Genomic DNA, 16,795 nt, shown 5'->3' on the forward strand with positions numbered 1-16,795 from the left:
CGCGCGGGGTTGGTGTTTCCGGAGTACGCTGATTCCCGTCGGCGCAGAGCAGTAAAACCGGCTCGCCCTATCCCTCCCAATACGGCAGGCCGGCGCAGAAGAAGAGGTCAGAACACATGAGTACAATTCTGGAAATGCGCGGAATTGAAAAGACATTCCCGGGTGTCAAGGCGCTCAACAACGTCAACCTGGCAGTGCGCACCGGCGAAATCCACGCCGTGGTCGGCGAGAACGGCGCCGGCAAATCCACCCTGATGAAAGTCCTCAGCGGCGTCTATCCGCACGGCACCTATTCCGGCGACATCGTCTATCAGGGCCAGACACGCGAATTCAAAGACATCGTCGACAGCGAAAGCGTCGGCATCATCATCATCCACCAGGAGCTGGCGCTGGTGCCGCTGCTGTCGATTACCGAGAACCTGTTTCTGGGCAATGAGCAAGCCACCGGCGGCGTGATCGACTGGGAGGCCTCCTATGCCAAAGCCAAAGAACTGCTGGCCAAGGTCGGCCTGAAGGATCCGCCGTCGACGCTGATCACCAACCTCGGCGTGGGCAAGCAACAGTTGATCGAGATCGCCAAGGCTTTGTCGAAAGAGGTCAAGCTGCTGATCCTCGACGAGCCCACCGCCAGCCTCAACGAAAGCGACAGCGACGCCTTGCTCGAACTGCTGCTGGAACTCAAGGCGCAGGGGATTTCGTCCATCCTGATTTCGCACAAGCTCAACGAAATTTCCAAGGTCGCCGATTCCATCACCGTGCTGCGCGACGGCGCCACAGTCGATACCTTCGACTGCCGCAAGGAAGCCATCAGCGAAGACCGCATCATCCAGAACATGGTCGGCCGCGAGATGGCGGACCGTTATCCCAAGCGCGAACCGCAGATCGGCGAGACCATTTTTGAGGTCAAGCAGTGGCGCGTGCATCATCCTATCCACCCTGAGCGCGTGGTGATCAAGGACATCGATTTCAACGTGCGCAAGGGCGAGATCGTCGGCATTGCGGGCCTGATGGGCGCCGGCCGCACCGAGCTGGCCAAGAGCATCTTCGGCCGCGCTTACGGCGCCAAGATCAGCGGCGAAGTGCACCTGCACGGCAAGAAAATCGACGTCGGCACCATCCAGAAAGCCATCAACCACGGCATCGCCTACGTCACCGAAGACCGCAAGGGCGACGGCCTGGTGCTGGAAGAAGACATCAAGAAAAACATCTCGCTGGCCAACCTCGGCGCCATCGCCGACAAGTCGGTGATCGACGAGGCGCGCGAATTCAAGGTGGCGGCGGACTTCCGCAACAAGATGCGGATCCGCTGCTCGAGCGTATTGCAAAAGGTCGTGAACCTGTCCGGCGGCAACCAGCAGAAGGTGGTGCTCAGCAAGTGGCTGTTCTCGAATCCGGAAGTGCTGATCCTCGACGAGCCGACGCGCGGCATCGACGTCGGCGCCAAGTTCGAGATCTACACGCTGATCAACCAGCTGGCCGCGGAAGGCAAGTGCATCATCATGATCTCGTCGGAAATGCCGGAACTGCTCGGCATGTGCGACCGGATCTACGTCATGAACGAAGGGCAATTCGTCGGCCAGTTTGCGGCGGCGGAAGCATCGCAAGAGAAAATCATGCGAGCGATTGTGAGGAATGTGAAGAATGGAGAACAATGAAATGAGCAAGAAACCTGCGCTCGACGCGGTCCCTGAAGTCAAACGGGAATACGCCGGCTTCCTCAAGAACAACATGCGCGAATACGGCATGCTGCTGTCGCTGGTGGCGATCATGGCCTTCTTCCAGGTCATGACCGACGGCACGCTGATGCAGCCGCTCAACCTGACCAACCTGGTTCTGCAAAACAGCTACGTGGTGATCATGGCGCTGGGCATGCTGATGGTGATCGTGGCCGGCCACATCGACTTGTCGGTGGGCTCGGTGGTCGGTTTCATCGGCGCGCTGGCGGCGGTGCTGATGGTCAACTATGAAATGAATTTCATCCTGACCACCGTCATCTGCCTGATCGCCGGCGCCGCCATCGGCGCGGCGCAAGGCTACTGGGTGGCGTTTTTCCGCATCCCGTCCTTCATCGTCACGCTGGCCGGCATGCTGGTGTTCAAGGGCCTGACGCTGGCGCTGCTGGAAGGCCAGTCGGTGGGGCCATTCCCGCGCGGCTTCCAGTTGCTGAGCTCGGGTTTCATTCCTGAGTTGTTTGCCGATACCGGCAGCGTGCGCCTGACCTCCTTGCTGGTTGGCGTGGCGGCAGCGGCAATCCTGCTGGCGGTGAAAGTCCACGGTCGCAGCAAGCAGGTCAAGCATGGCATGGAAGAAGAGCCGGCCGTGTTCTTCCTGCTGAAAAATATCCTGTTCGCTGCAGCGATCATCGCTTTCAGCTATCTGATGGCGTCCTACAAGGGCATGCCGAACGTGCTGATCATCATGTTTGCACTGATGGTGATCTACACCTTCGTCACCAACCGCACCACGATCGGCCGTCGCGTCTACGCCGTCGGCGGCAATGAAAAAGCGGCCAAGCTGTCCGGCATCAAGACCGAACGCGTGAGCTTCTACACCTTCGTCAACATGGGCATGCTGGCGGCGCTGGCCGGCCTGATCTTCGCGGCGCGCCTGAACACGGCGACGCCGAAAGCCGGCACCGGCTTCGAGCTGGACGTGATCGCGGCCTGCTTCATCGGCGGCGCCTCGGCATCGGGCGGCGTCGGCAAGGTGATGGGTGCGGTCATCGGCGCCTTCGTGATGGGCGTCATGAACAACGGCATGTCCATCATGGGTATCGGCATCGATTATCAGCAAGTGATCAAAGGCCTGGTGTTGCTGGCCGCCGTGTTCTTCGACGTCTATAACAAAAATAAATAACAAAAATTCTGCAAGAGGGGGTGGCTGCAAATGCGTATGAAGTATTGCATCTTGCAGCCGGTTTTGATCAGCGTCGCCGCATCGGGAGGCGGCGACCGCATTATTCCATTGGATGAGTAAATGACTATCGACAAGAAGCGTACGCTGCGTTCGGCAGCATGGTTCGGTACAGCCGACAAGAACGGCTTCATGTATCGCAGCTGGATGAAGAATCAAGGTATTCCCGATCACGAATTTCAAGGCAAGCCGGTCATCGGCATCTGCAACACCTGGTCCGAACTGACGCCGTGCAACGCGCACTTCCGCAAGATCGCGGAACACGTCAAGCGCGGCATCATCGAGGCGGGCGGTTTTCCGGTGGAGTTTCCGGTGTTTTCCAACGGCGAATCGAACCTGCGTCCGACCGCCATGCTCACGCGCAATCTCGCCAGCATGGACGTCGAGGAGTCGATCCGCGGCAATCCGCTGGATGCGGTGGTGCTGCTGGTCGGTTGCGACAAGACCACGCCGGCATTGCTGATGGGCGCGGCCAGTTGCGACGTGCCGGCCATCGTCGTCACCGGCGGCCCGATGTTGAACGGCAAGCACGAAGGCAAGGACATCGGCTCCGGCACCGTGGTCTGGCAGTTAAGCGAACAAGTCAAGGCGGGCAAGATTTCGATTCATGAATTCATGGCGGCCGAAGCCGGCATGTCGCGTTCGGCCGGCACCTGCAACACCATGGGCACCGCTTCGACCATGGCTTGCATGGCCGAAGCGCTCGGTACTTCCCTGCCGCACAACGCGGCGATCCCCGCCGTCGATTCGCGCCGCTATGTGCTGGCGCACATGTCCGGCATGCGCATCGTCGACATGGTGTGGGAAGGACTGACCTTGTCCAAGATCCTCACGCGCGAAGCGTTTGAAAATGCGATTCGCGTTAATGCGGCGATCGGCGGTTCGACCAATGCCGTCATCCATCTGAAGGCCATCGCCGGCCGTATCGGCGTCGATCTGGAACTGGAAGACTGGACCCGCGTCGGCCGCGGCACGCCGACCATCGTCGACTTGCAGCCTTCGGGCCGCTTCCTGATGGAAGAGTTCTACTACGCCGGCGGCTTGCCTGCCGTCTTGCGCCGCCTCGGCGAAGCCGATCTGATCCCGCACAAGAACGCGTTGACCGTCAACGGCAAGACGCTGTGGGAAAACAATCAGGATGCGCCGATCTACAACGACGAAGTGGTGCGCCAGCTCGACAATCCGCTGATTGACGACGGCGGCATCTGCATCCTGCGCGGCAACCTGTCGCCGCGCGGCGCGGTGCTGAAACCGTCGGCCGCTTCGCCCGAGCTGATGAAGCATCGCGGCAAGGCGGTGGTGTTCGAAGACTTTGCGCATTACAAGGAACGCATCAACGATCCCGATCTGGACGTCGACGCCAGCTCGGTGCTGGTGATGAAAAATTGCGGTCCCAAGGGCTATCCCGGCATGGCCGAAGTCGGCAACATGGGCTTGCCGCCCAAGCTCCTGGCGCAAGGCGTCAAGGACATGGTGCGCATTTCCGATGCGCGCATGAGCGGCACCGCCTACGGCACCGTGGTGCTGCACGTGGCGCCGGAAGCGGCTGCCGGCGGTCCCTTGGGCATCGTGCAGGACGGCGACTGGATAGAAATGGATTGCGCGGCGGGCCGCCTGCATCTGGACATCAGCGATGAAGAAATGGCGCAACGCCAGACCGCCCGCGCCGAGAAGCTGGCGCAGGTCAAGCCGGCGATGCAGGGCGGCTATCAGTCGCTGTACATCGACCGCGTGTTGCAGGCCGACGAAGGCTGCGATTTCGATTTCCTGGTCGGTTGCCGTGGCGCTGCCGTCCCCAAGCATTCACATTGAGGAGTAACAAGCATGTTGCTGGTGCAATTCAAACAAGCCGACGGCAATCGTCACGTCGGCGTTCTCGAAGACGACGGCAAGAAGATCCGCGTTGTTGACGGCTATCGCAGCACCTACGCATTGGCGCGCGCTGCGATTGCGAAGAAAAGTTCTCTGCAGGATTTCGCCGGCGCGGCACTCGGCTCGACCGTAGCCGACTACGCATCGGTTGCAGAAAGAGGCGGCCTGCTGGCGCCGCTGGACCATGAAGACACGGCGCACTGCTACGTCACCGGCACCGGTCTGACCCATCTGGGCAGCGCCGACGGCCGCGACGCCATGCACAAGAAGCTGGACGGCGCCGGCGACAACCTGACCGACAGCATGAAGATGTTCCGCATGGGCCTGGAAGGCGGCAAGCCTGCGGCCGGCAAGATCGGCGTGCAGCCCGAGTGGTTCTACAAGGGCGACGGCTCCATCGTGCGCGCTGCGGAAGAGCCGCTGGCGATGCCGCACTTCGCGCTCGACGGCGGTGAAGAGCCGGAGATCGCCGGTCTCTACCTCATCGGCGACAACGGCCAGCCGTATCGCCTGGGTTTCGCCATCGGCAACGAATTTTCGGACCACGTGACGGAACGTCAGAACTACCTGTTCCTGGCGCACTCCAAGCTGCGCGTCTGTTCGGTCGGTCCGGCGCTACTGGTGGGCGAGCTGCCTGCGCACGTGCAAGGCATGTCGCGCATTCGTGCGCAAGACGGCAAGGTCCGTTGGGAAAAACCTTTCCTCAGCGGCGAAGACAACATGTCGCACACGGTTGCCAATCTTGAATATCATCACTTCAAGTACCCGCTGTTCCGCCGTCCCGGCGATGTGCACATTCACTTCTTCGGCACGGCGACGCTGAGCTGTTCGGACAACATCAGCGTCGCACCCGGCGAAACGTTTGAAATCGACGTTGCCGCCTTCGGCCCGGCATTGCGCAACCGCCTGAGCCTGGATGACGTGCCGCACCCGCAGGTCAACGTGCTCTGAGCAAAATCTAATTCTGGAGAATCTATGTCTGCAACATATCAACTGGCGAGTTACCCCAGCCTCAAGGGCAAGCGCGTATTCGTCACCGGCGGCGGCACCGGCATCGGTGCGGCCATCGTCAGCGCTTTGGCAGAACAAGGCGCGGTCGTCGCTTTTGTCGACATCGCCAGGGATGCCAGCGAAGCGCTGTGCAAGAAGATCGCCGACGCCGGTTTTGTCGCGCCGTCGTTCCGCTACTGCGATCTGCGCGATATTGCATCGCTGCAAAACACCATCAAGGAGCTGGCGGCGCAACTGGGCGATTTCGACGTGCTGGTGAACAACGCCGCCAACGACGAGCGCCACAAGCTGGAAGACGTGACGCAGGAATATTGGGACAACCGCATCGCGATCAACCAGCGTCCTTCTTTCTTCGCCGTGCAGGCCATTGCGCCGGGCATGATCAAGAAAAAGGCCGGTTCCATCATCAATTTCAGCTCGATCAGCTGGCATACGTCGAGCGGCGGTTTCCCGGTCTACACGACGGCAAAATCATCGGTGCTGGGCCTGACACGCGGCCTGGCGCGCGACCTCGGTGCGCACAATATCCGCGTCAATACCGTGACGCCGGGCTGGGTCATGACCGAGCGTCAGATTGAATTGTGGCTGGACGAGAAGGGCAAGGAAGACATCAAGCGCAATCAGTGCCTGCAGGGCGAATTGCTGCCATGGCATCTGGCGCGGATGGTGTTGTTTCTGGCGTCGGATGAGAGCGTGATGTGTACGGCACAAGAATTCATCGTAGATGCCGGCTGGGCGTAGATTGTCGATAAAGCACCGCTAGCGGCGTTGCTTCTCCTTGCCGTGCTCACGCACTGTCTGCGTCGGCGCGCCTTGCTATCGGCACTTTCTCGACAATCTAGGCGAGATGCGAAAAAGACCGAAAACAAAAAAGCGAGACTTCAGGTCTCGCTTTTTTTATTGGTGAGAATGTTGAAAACTAGTAAATCGTCTTCGCCACATCCCTGATCGCCTGTTGCAAAATCGTCGCGCCCGGCGACAGCAGATGTTCGCGGCGGGTGATGATGCCGAAGCCGTCCATCTTGCACGGCAATTCTATCGGCAGCAGATCCATCAGGCGCGCCTGGGAGTAATAGCGCGCGACTTCGGTCGGCATGGCGTAGAGGAAGTTGGTCTGCTGCAGCAGGCTGGTGATGGTCAGGATGGCGGTGGTGTCGACCACGTTGGCCGGCGGCGTCAGGCCGCTCTTGCGGAACATCAGGTCGACGCGGCTGCGCAGGATGCTGCCTTTGGGCGCCATGATCCACGGGTCGTCGACGATGTCTTTCAGCTCCAGGTTCTTGTGTTCGTGGAGCGGGTGGCCGACGCGGGCGACGGCGCAGATCGGTTCGTCGGATAACTCTTCGTAGTGCAGGTTGTGGCTGACTTCTTCATCGAGAATGCGCGCCACCAGAAAATCCAGATCGCCGCGCAGCAGGCGCGCCAGCAGGATGTTGCTGCTCTCGACTTCGACGCCGATGCGCAACATCGGCGAGTGTTCCTTGACGCGCGCAATGGCGGCGGGGATCAGGGACATGCCAGGCGACAGGATGACGCCGACGTCGACCTGGCCGGACAGGCCGGACTTCAGCGCGACGATGTCTTCATGCGCTTTCGACAGGCTGGTGAGCGCCATGCGCGAGTGGCGGATCATGGCTTCGCCGTAGATGGTCGGGCGCATGCCGCGCGGCAGGCGATCGAACAGCGTGACGCCGAGCGTGTCTTCCAGATCCTTGAGCTGCTTGGACGCGGCCGGTTGCGTCATGTTGAGTTCGTTGGCTGCGCGATGGATATTGCGTTCGTCATCCAGCGCGATCAACAGCAAGAGTTGCCGTGTTTTCAGACGCGCGCGCAGGAACCAGTTCGGGTCGCTGTTCTTCATTTGTCTCCACCATTTTTTATATCTTTTGATGATATCAAATCAAGTATCGGCTTAGGCAAATAATTCATTAGAAATATATGTCGCAAATCCTTAGTATCTAGCCCAGTTCACAACGATTTCACGTTGTGATCTTCACGTTGAAATGGCGCTTACGGAAAGCTTATCGAACGGTTACGAATACCGGTATCGAGGAGATTTTTTGCGCGCCGGATCAAGGTGATTTTCAACAAAAAGTGCGGGTGCAGCAATCGACTACACCCTGTCAAAACTACAAAGATCTACGGAGACCTCAGATGACTCAGTCCATCTCAACCAAAACCATTCTCAAGGCCTTGGGCACGGCCTCGTTGTTCGGCGCATGCCTGGCGTCCGCGCAGGCGGAAGACAGCGTCACCATTTACGGCCGCGTCGTCGCCGGCGTTGATGTGCAGACCAACGTGCATCAGGCCAACGGCGCCACCGGCACGCAAGTGCGCGCCGCCAGCAATCAGTGGGGCACCAGCATGATCGGCTTCAAGGGCAAGGAAGACCTGGGTGGCGGTCTGAACAGTTTCTTCCTGCTGGAGTCGGGTTTCGGCGCGACTAAAGGCGCCACCAACGGTACTGCGCTGTTCAATCGTCGTTCGTATGTCGGCCTGAACGGCAGCGCCGGTTCGGTCAAGATCGGTAAAAACCTGTTCATCGACAATGACGTCTGGTTCCTGGATCCGACCGGTCAGCAATGGATCGGGACCGCCAATCTGGTGCACGGCCGCAACTGGGGCGGCGCCAACAACGTGATCGAATACCAGACGCCGACCTGGGGCGGCTTCAATGCCACCTTCCAGACCAGCCTGGGTGAGCAGGCCGGTTCGACCACCAAGGGTCGCAAGGATGGCGTCTCGCTGGTCTATCAAAACCAGGGTCTGGAACTGCGCGCGATCTACGATCTGGTACGCGACGCCAACGGCAAGTACGGCAGCGTCATGACGAACTCGTCGGGCGCTACAGTTCCGGGGACTGTCTATGATTCGTCCAAAGAGCTGATCCTGGGCGGTACTTACACCATCGACAAACTGAAGATGTACCTGGGTTATGAAAACCTGAAAGCGCCGGACGTGGCGCCGGGCTCGACGGACAAGGTCAATCATTACTGGATCGGCGCCAACTACGAGGTCTCGCCTGCGCTGACGCTGATCGGTTCGGTCTTCCACGTCAACGCCAACAAGAACGGCGGCTCCGCCAACCTGTTCATGGCCGGCCTGAACTACAACCTGTCCAAGCGCACTTTGCTGTATGTCGGCGCGGGTACTGTTCGCAACAGCGGCAACGGCACCTTCTCGCTGGAAGCCGACGAAGCCGGCGCGCCGCTGGCGGGCCAAAGCCAGACCGGCGGCTACTTCGGTATCGCTCACTCGTTCTGATCGTATGAGGATCCGATCATAATGTGCAGCAGAGCGCAGTAAAATGCAGCAAGGAAAGAGGCAAGCCACGGCTTGCCTTTTTTCGTTTAGAGTTGATTGAGTTTATTTGAACAGTGAGAGCTTCTGACAAAAAAACGATGGCAAGGAGATGCAACGCGGCCGGCGGTGTTTTATCAGTGGCTCTGAAAACGGAGATGATGTCCCATGCAAGCAAGCCTTATCGTTGACGGCAAATGTGAACTCGGCGAGTGCGCGATCTGGTGCGATCGCACGCAGTCGGTGTTCTGGACAGATATTCAGGCCTCGGTATTGTGGAATTACCGTCCCGCCGACGGCGTCACGCGCAGCTGGAACATGCCGGAGCGCCTGTCGGTCTTCGCGCTGACGGCACAGACCAATCGCCTGCTGATCGGCCTGGCCTCGCGGCTGGCGTTTTTCGATCTGGAGACGCAAGCCGTCACGCCGATCTGCCGCATCGAAGACGACTTGCCGACCACGCGCCTGAATGACGGCCGTTGCGACCGCCAGGGGCGTTTCGTGTTCGGCACCCTGAACGAGGACAAAGGACGCGCGCCCATCGGCAGCTACTATCGCCTCAATACCGATCTCAGCCTGGAGCGTTTGCCGCTGCCGGGTGTGGCGATTCCCAACAGCGTGTGCTTCAGTCCGGACGGCGCGCGCATGTATTACTGCGACACGATGCAGGGCAAGATCATGTGCTGCGATTACGATGTCGCGACCGGTGCGATCAGCGGGCAGCGTCTGTTCGTCGATCTGGGCGGTGAACAGGGAAGTCCCGACGGATCGGCCATCGACAGCCGCGGCTATCTCTGGAATGCGCAATGGGGCGGTGCACGCGTGGTGCGCTACGCGCCCGACGGACTGGTCGACAGGATCATCGCGGTGCCGGTGTCGCAGCCCAGCTGTCCGGCGTTCGGTGGCGTTGCACTGGATACCCTGTACGTGACAACGGCGCATGAAGGCATGGATGCGGCGCAGCGCGAGCGCGAACCTTTGTCGGGGGGATTGTTTGCGGTGGCGCTGGATGGCGTGACAGGCATTCTCGAGGTGCGATTCGGCGGATGACGCCGGGCAGCCTGGATGGCATGAAAAAGCCCGGCATGATAGCCGGGCTTTCTTTTTGGAAGTCGCCGATCTGCGTTCAGCCTTGCGTCTGTCGCTGCAGTTCTGCGCGGACATCCTCGATGACCTTGCTCCAGTCGCCGGGCTTTTCCTGGCGGAAGATGCGCATGCTCGGATACCACGGCGAATCGTTGCGGCCCAGCAGCCAGCGCCAGTCGGTGTTGCAGCGATTGAGCAGCCAGACCGGCTTGCCCAGCGAACCTGCCAGATGGGCGGCGGCGGTATCGACCGAAATCACCAGATCGAGGTTGGCTATCAATGCGGCAGTATCGGAAAAATCGCGCAGGTCGCGCGTGTAGTCGACGAGACGCGGGCCGCCGAGGTTGAGGCCCGACGATTGGCCGCCGAGGTTGAAGCTCAGCGAAGTCAGGGTGCTGTTCTGCGGTTGCACGGCGAAGAATTCGATCTGGTCGTTTTGCAGCAACGGCGACAGCGCGTTGAACGGGATCGAACGCGCAGCGTCGAGTCGTTTGGTTGCCGGGCTGTTGACGCGCGGGTTGCTGCCGGACCAGACGATGCCGACGCGCGGCTTGCGTTTTTCGCCGAGGCGGACCTTCCAGCTTTCGGATTTGGCCGGATCCGGCTGCAGGTAACCGGCGCCGGGGATGTCGTTGAGCGAAAACGTCTGGCAGGCAAGCGGCAGGCTCATCAGCGGGCAATGCAGGTCGAACGGCGGCAACTGCTCGCCGGTCGCCAGCACCGCGCCGACGCCTTTGATCGTGGCCATCAGGGGCTTGAGCGCCGGTTGCACCTGCAGGATGACGCGTGCGCCGCGTTCGGCCAGCATGGGAACGTAACGTGCGAATTGCAGCGTGTCGCCGAAGCCTTGCTCGGAATGCAGCAGGATGGTTTTGCCGGCCAGCGGAACCTCGCCCAGCCACAGCGGCTGCGTGAAATAGCGCTGGGTCTTGCGCATCTGCTCGGTCTGCCAGCGTTGTTCGTACTGGCGCCAGCCGGCTTCGAGATTGCCGAGCTTGAGGTTGCACAGCGCCGTGTTCCAGCGCGCCGACTGGTAGTTGGGATCGCTGGAGGGCACTTGCGCATAAGCGGCGATGGCTTCGTCGTAGCGTTGCAGTTCTTCCAGCGTGACGGCGCGGTTGTAGGCCATGTCGGGATAATCCGGCAGCAGCGCGATGGCGCGGTCGTAACCGGCGAGCGCTTCTTCCAGGCGGTTTTTGCCGGCCAGCAGATAGGCGCGGTTGGCGATTGCTTCGGCGAAATCCGGCTCGATTTCCAGCACCTTGTCATAGGTCGCCATGGCTTCGTCGATGCGGTCGAATTCCTTGAGCGTGTTGGCCAGGTTGAACAAGGCTTCCGGGTATTCCGGCGCAGCTTCCACGGCTTTCTCGTAGCAGGTAAGGGCCTCGCGCAGACGGCCCAGGTCGTTGAGCGAGTTGCCTTGCTTGAGCCAGGCCTGGGCATGGTCAGGCTTGACGGCCAGTACGCGCTTGTAGCAATCCAGCGCTTCCATGTGGCGCTTCATCGCGCGCAACACGTTGCCGCGGCGGTACAGCGCTTCGGTGAAATCGGACTTGAGCGCCAGCACCAGATCGTAGCTGCGCAGGGCCTCGGTGTAACGCTCCAGATCTTCCAGCGCGGTGGCGCGGTCGAATTGCGCATCGATATGGGTAGGGTTGATCTTGAGCGCCTGGTCGATCCATTCGATGGCGCCGGCCGGATCTTCGCGGTGCAGTTGCAGCATGCCCATCAGATACAGCGCCTGGAAGTGCCTGGGCGCCTTGGCCAGCACTTTCTTGTACATGGCTTCCGCCTTGTCGTGGTCGCCGCGCTGGTGCAGGACGACGGCTTGCTGAATTTGTGCTGCAATGGCTGGATTCTGGGGTGTAGGCCGCATAAGCTGAGAGTCTGGGTGACGTTTCGTGAGAAAGTGAGAACTAAGCGTGAAGCAAGGGTGAACCAAGCGTTAAGTTTTCACGATGCTACACAAAAAAACAGCCCTCATGTCGGATTTCGCCGTCTGCGGCCAGCATGGCGCGGTGTTTTCTTTTACACTCGCAGAGGCCCGATGGGGCTGCTCAGCATCCAAGAACATATTTATAGCCGGAGTTTCAGCCATGACTTACGCCATACCCGTTCCCGCCATCACCACCGTACCGGTCGTCGGCGGCGATCCTTTCCCTGTGCGCCGCATCTACTGCGTCGGCCGCAATTACGCTGCTCATGCGCGCGAAATGGGTCACGATCCGAACCGCGAACCGCCGTTTTTCTTCATGAAGCCGACCGACACCATCGTGCCGACCGACAGCGAGGTGCCGTATCCGAGCAAGACCAACGACTACCAGCATGAGATCGAAATGGTGGTGGCTCTGGGCAAGGGCGGCCGCGATATTCCGGTGGAAAAAGCGCTGGAACTGGTGTTCGGCTATGCCGTCGGCCTCGACATGACGCGCCGCGACCTGCAAGGCGAGGCCAAGAAGCTGGCGCGCCCGTGGGACATGGGCAAGGGCTTCGACCATTCGGCGCCGTGCGCGCCGTTGCTGCCGGTGTCGAAGATCGGCCACCCCGACAAGGGCGCGATCTGGCTCAAGGTCAACGGCGAAGTGCGCCAGCAAGGCGATCTGTCGGACCTGATATGGAACGTGGCCGAGACCATTTCCTATCTGTCCGGGCTGGTGGAGCTGTTCCCCGGCGACCTGATTTATACCGGCACGCCGGAAGGCGTCGGCGCCGTGGTCAAGGGCGACAAGTTGCACGGCCACGTCGACGGCCTGGTCGATCTGAACGTCACGATCGTCTGATTTTCTCCTGTTTTTCCCTATGAGGGCCGTCCTTGCCGCCGTTGCCGGCGAGGCGGCCTGATTGTCATTTTTATATCGCCCGGTTGACGTGACATTAAACTGTCATGAAGCCAAATTGCCGAGGGGCGTATAATAGCGGTTTGCCGGTCGGTTTCCGTTCGGCAACCTCTTGACGCGGGCGCCCTGTTTTTCATGCAGGGTCGGCGCCGCGTGATATGTCAAACATCCGTTATTACTGAAAGCAACAGAGCCTCTTCGCGAATGTGCCCGTCGCAATCTGCTGTGCAGAACATTGTGTCGCATTGCATCGATTCACGCAGGGTTCGCCTGAGGACTCATCCCTAACATGCCCGAGCAATTGCCTGAAACAGCAGTACCTGAAGTGCCTGAAGTTCGTTTTGAAGACTTCGGCCTGTCGCCCGACATCCTGAAAGCGCTGTCGGAGCAGGGGTACATCCATCCGACACCGATCCAGGCGCAGGCGATTCCTGTCGTATTGCAAGGGCGCGATGTCATGGGGGCCGCCCAGACCGGCACCGGCAAGACGGCGGGTTTCTCGCTGCCGATCATCCAATTGCTGCTGGCCCACGCCAGCACCAGCATGTCGCCGGCGCGTCACCCGGTGCGCGCGCTGATCCTCACCCCGACGCGCGAGCTGGCCGACCAGGTTGCCGACAACGTCAAAGCTTATTCCCGTTTCACGCCGCTGCGTTCCACCGTGGTCTTCGGCGGGGTCGACATGGCGCCGCAAACGGCAACCTTGCGCGCCGGCGTTGAAATCGTTATCGCGACCCCGGGCCGCCTGCTGGATCATGTCCAGCAAAAGACCGTGAATTTGTCGCAGACCCAGATCCTGGTGATGGATGAAGCCGACCGCATGCTGGACATGGGCTTTCTGCCGGACCTGCAGCGCATCATCAACCTGCTGCCTAAGCAGCGCCAGAACCTGATGTTCTCCGCGACCTTCTCGCCGGAGATCAAGAAGCTGGCCGCCAGCTTCCAGAACAACCCGGTCACCATCGAAGTGGCGCGCAGCAACGCCACCGCCGAGCGCGTGACCCAGACCATTTACAAAGTCGACGAAGACGCCAAGAGCGAAGCCGTCGCGCATATCATCCGCGAGCGCCAGCTCAAGCAGGTGATCGTGTTTTCGAACACCAAGATCGGCGCCTCCAAACTGGCGCGCCAGCTGGAGAACGACGGCGTCAAAGCTTCCGCGATCCACGGCGATAAATCCCAGGGCGAGCGCATGGCCGCACTGGAAGCCTTCAAGCAGGGCCAGGTCGAAGTGCTGGTGGCGACCGACGTCGCCGCGCGCGGTCTGGACATCACCGATCTGCCTTGCGTGATCAATATCGATCTGCCGTACAACGCCGAAGACTACGTCCACCGTATCGGTCGTACCGGCCGCGCGGGCGCTTCGGGCGATGCAATCTCGCTGTTCTCGGACAAGGACGAGCGCCTGCTGGTCGATATCGAAAAGCTGATCAAGATCAAGTTCGTGCGTTCCGAACTGACCGGTTTCGTTCCGCGTCAGCGTGGAGAGCGCAGCGATCGTGGCGAGCGTTCCGAACGCGGCGAAAGAAGCGATCGTGGCGACCGCAGCAGCAGCCGTAGCAATGGTGCCGCTGAGCGTAGCGAGCGCGTCAGCGCGCCGCGCGATACGCAATCCTATGGTCGCAGCAACGGCGGCGGCCGCAAGGAAAAAGTCGATCCGTGGTTCCTCAAGCCGTATGAGCCGACTTCGGCACCGGCGCCGGTCGAGGCCGGCGCAGCCGTTGCCAAGCCGGTAAGCAGCAAGCCGCCGAAGCACAAAGTGGCGGCGTTGCTGGGCGGCATGCCCAAGCGTCAGGCTTAAGTTTTCGGATTAGATTTGCAACTTAGGTTTGCAGCTGCGCCAGACGGCGTTGCCAGGCCGAGGTAGCAAGCTCCCAGAACGCGGCGACTTCGGTCGCCGTTGTCATTTCCAGTCCCAGAAACTCCGCAGCCAGGTGCAACTCGTCGAGCGGGCGTGTGAGATCCAGCGCCTGTGCGCCGTTTTGCTTGGACAGTTTCTCTCCGTCCGTATGCTTGACCAGCGGCACGTGCAGATAAGACGGCGTCGGATAGCCGAGCAAGCGTTGCAGGTAAATTTGCCGCGCCGTCGACTCCAGCAGGTCAACGCCGCGTACGACATGCGTCACGCCTTGCTCGGCATCGTCCACGACGACCGCCAGCTGATAAGCCCAGAAGCCATCCGCGCGTTTCAGGACGAAATCGCCGGCTTCGCTGGCCAGATGCTGGCTCTGCCATCCCAGCCAGCGATCCTCGAATGCAATCTCTTCGCCGTACTGCCCCGGTTCCGGCACGCGCACGCGCAGCGCCCGTGCAGTCTTGCCCGGCGCCAGGCCGTTGCGGCAGGTGCCGGGGTAGATGGCGGCGCCGTCCGCAGCGATCCCCAGCCGCGAATCGGCGATTTCTTTGCGACTGCAGCCGCAGGCGTAGACATGCGCGCCCAGCCGGTCGCACGCGTCGCGATAGTGTTGTTTGCGTCGGCTCTGCACCAGTACCGGCCCATCCCAGCGCATGCCGAAGGTGCGCAGGGCGGCTTCGATGTCGTGCGCCGCGCCGGCGACGGTGCGCGCTTCGTCGATGTCTTCGATGCGCAGCAGCCACTGTCCCTGATGCGCGCGCGCATCCAGATAACTGGCCATCGCGGCCACCAGCGAGCCGGCGTGCAGCGGGCCGGAAGGCGAGGGGGCAAAACGGCCGATGTAGGAGGAGGGGGCGGATGCAGACTTCATGGCGTGACGGGGCCCAGCAGCGAACGCTGGATTTCAGGTTGCGACAGTTGATGGAGGAACCATTTTAGAGACTTTCCCTGATCGGCCTTGGGCCAGGCCACCAGGAAATTTTCATGCGGCTTGCTCATGATGGTCTGTTTCTCGATCAAGGCGCCGCTGTCGAGATAGTGCTGCGCCCAGAAGCGCGGCAGATGGCCGCAGCCCAGCCCGGCCAGCTGCGCCTGCAGTTTGTCGTCCACGCCCGGCACGGTCAGGGTTTCCTGGCCGGCCAGCAAGCCCATCGTGATGCCGGGATTGCTGCGGCTGCTGTCGCCGACGGCCACGGCGCGATGCTGGCGCACCAGTTCGGGCGAAAGCGGTTCCGGCGCGTCGGCCAGCGGATGGTCCGGCGCTACCGCAAAGGCCCAGTCGACTACGCCCAGCGGGCGCGTCTGGAAGCGGCCGCTGGTGCGCACGATTTCCGGTCCGTCCAGCGTGGCGCCGATGACCAGGTCGGCGCGTCCGGCCATGAGTTCTTCCCAGGTGCCGGACAAGACGCCGGGGACGAAGCGCAGTCTGGTGCCGCCGGCTTCGCGGTCGAAGGCGGCGATCAGCGGCAGCATTTTGGCGAACGGGATGATGCTGTTGAGGACGATGCGCAATTCGGTTTCGCGGCCGGTGGCGGTGCGCTTGACGCGCTGTTCGAGATCGTCGGCGGCATGCAGCAGGTGACGGCCTTCGGTCAGCAGTTCCTGGCCGGCCGGCGTCAACTTGGCGCGATGGCCGCGCCGGTCGAACAGCAGCACGTCGAGGTCGTCTTCCAGTTTGCGCACACTGTAGGTCAGCGCCGACGGCACGCGGTCGAGCGCCAGCGCCGCAGCGGCGAAGCTGCCCTTGCGGTCGATCATGTCGAGGATTTGCAGGGCTTCCAGCGTGAGGTTCATGCGATGAGGGCGGTCGGAAAAAGCCTGTCGGCGGGTTTGTTTAAAATTTTTGAATAATATGTCTGAATTGACAGGCTTATCTCAGTGAAAGCAAGTGGATATAGTGTAGTGCACGCACAGAAAATTT

13 protein-coding genes are annotated in these 16,795 nt (G+C 61.0%); 9 read left to right on the top strand and 4 right to left on the bottom strand.

Translation table 11 applies throughout. The features are described from left to right. Nucleotides 1-116: 116 nt before the first annotated feature. The 5 genes from mmsA (at nt 117) to AKL25_RS14645 (ending at nt 6,537) form a co-directional block, all read left to right on the top strand. Nucleotides 117-1,655 carry a multiple monosaccharide ABC transporter ATP-binding protein gene (gene mmsA / locus AKL25_RS14625; RefSeq protein WP_050478431.1) on the top strand — a complete coding sequence of 513 codons (1,539 nt, stop codon included), beginning with the start codon at nt 117-119 and terminating at the stop codon, nt 1,653-1,655. Next, nucleotides 1,642-2,856, top strand: coding sequence for a multiple monosaccharide ABC transporter permease (gene mmsB / locus AKL25_RS14630; protein WP_050478432.1), 1,215 nt, complete (start codon nt 1,642-1,644; stop codon nt 2,854-2,856). Before mmsA ends, mmsB begins: the two co-directional genes overlap by 14 nt. A 120-nt stretch (nt 2,857-2,976) precedes the next feature. Then, nucleotides 2,977-4,725 carry an IlvD/Edd family dehydratase gene (locus AKL25_RS14635; protein ID WP_050478433.1) on the top strand — a complete coding sequence of 583 codons (1,749 nt, stop codon included), beginning with the start codon at nt 2,977-2,979 and terminating at the stop codon, nt 4,723-4,725. A gap of 12 nt (nt 4,726-4,737) precedes the next feature. Beyond that, nucleotides 4,738-5,736: an AraD1 family protein gene (gene araD1 / locus AKL25_RS14640; RefSeq protein WP_050478434.1), complete on the top strand. Its 999-nt coding sequence runs from the start codon at nt 4,738-4,740 to the stop codon at nt 5,734-5,736. A gap of 24 nt (nt 5,737-5,760) precedes the next feature. After that, nucleotides 5,761-6,537 carry an SDR family NAD(P)-dependent oxidoreductase gene (locus AKL25_RS14645; RefSeq protein WP_050478435.1) on the top strand — a complete coding sequence of 259 codons (777 nt, stop codon included), beginning with the start codon at nt 5,761-5,763 and terminating at the stop codon, nt 6,535-6,537. A 178-nt stretch (nt 6,538-6,715) separates the two neighbouring features. On the opposite strand, the gene AKL25_RS14650 is transcribed toward AKL25_RS14645, so the two are convergent. Further along, entirely contained in the window at nt 6,716-7,657 is a 942-nt protein-coding gene (locus AKL25_RS14650) for a LysR family transcriptional regulator (protein ID WP_050478436.1), read from the bottom strand. Between the two features lie 293 nt (nt 7,658-7,950). On the opposite strand from AKL25_RS14650, the gene AKL25_RS14655 reads away from it, so the two are divergent. Both AKL25_RS14655 and AKL25_RS14660 read left to right on the top strand, forming a co-directional pair. Next, nucleotides 7,951-9,060: a porin gene (locus AKL25_RS14655; RefSeq protein WP_050478437.1), complete on the top strand. Its 1,110-nt coding sequence runs from the start codon at nt 7,951-7,953 to the stop codon at nt 9,058-9,060. Nucleotides 9,061-9,264: 204 nt separating this feature from the next. Beyond that, nucleotides 9,265-10,146, top strand: coding sequence for an SMP-30/gluconolactonase/LRE family protein (locus AKL25_RS14660; RefSeq protein WP_050478438.1), 882 nt, complete (start codon nt 9,265-9,267; stop codon nt 10,144-10,146). 76 nt (nt 10,147-10,222) lie between these two features. Here AKL25_RS14660 and AKL25_RS14665 read toward each other — a convergent pair whose 3' ends face one another. Further along, complete coding sequence (locus AKL25_RS14665) at nt 10,223-12,058, bottom strand: tetratricopeptide repeat protein (protein WP_050478439.1); 1,836 nt, start codon at nt 12,056-12,058, stop codon at nt 10,223-10,225. Nucleotides 12,059-12,278: 220 nt separating this feature from the next. On the opposite strand from AKL25_RS14665, the gene AKL25_RS14670 reads away from it, so the two are divergent. Continuing rightward, the gene (locus tag AKL25_RS14670) at nt 12,279-12,962 is read left to right on the top strand and encodes a fumarylacetoacetate hydrolase family protein (protein WP_050478440.1); all 684 of its coding nucleotides are present in this window, start codon (nt 12,279-12,281) and stop codon (nt 12,960-12,962) included. Between the two features lie 346 nt (nt 12,963-13,308). Next, nucleotides 13,309-14,820 (top strand): DEAD/DEAH box helicase, encoded by a 1,512-nt coding sequence (locus tag AKL25_RS14675; RefSeq protein ID WP_050478441.1) that lies wholly within the window; start codon nt 13,309-13,311, stop codon nt 14,818-14,820. A gap of 22 nt (nt 14,821-14,842) precedes the next feature. Here the strand turns inward: AKL25_RS14675 and gluQRS are convergent, their stop codons facing one another. Both gluQRS and AKL25_RS14685 read right to left on the bottom strand, forming a co-directional pair. Further along, nucleotides 14,843-15,745 carry a tRNA glutamyl-Q(34) synthetase GluQRS gene (gene gluQRS / locus AKL25_RS14680; RefSeq protein WP_050478442.1) on the bottom strand — a complete coding sequence of 301 codons (903 nt, stop codon included), beginning with the start codon at nt 15,743-15,745 and terminating at the stop codon, nt 14,843-14,845. Continuing rightward, nucleotides 15,742-16,668, bottom strand: coding sequence for a LysR family transcriptional regulator (locus AKL25_RS14685; RefSeq protein WP_050478443.1), 927 nt, complete (start codon nt 16,666-16,668; stop codon nt 15,742-15,744). The genes gluQRS and AKL25_RS14685 overlap by 4 nt, the downstream gene beginning before the upstream one ends. Nucleotides 16,669-16,795: the final 127 nt, after the last annotated feature.

The organism is Herbaspirillum rhizosphaerae, assembly GCF_001189965.1.
In the GTDB taxonomy this organism is placed as follows: Bacteria; Pseudomonadota; Gammaproteobacteria; order Burkholderiales; family Burkholderiaceae_D; genus Herbaspirillum; species Herbaspirillum rhizosphaerae.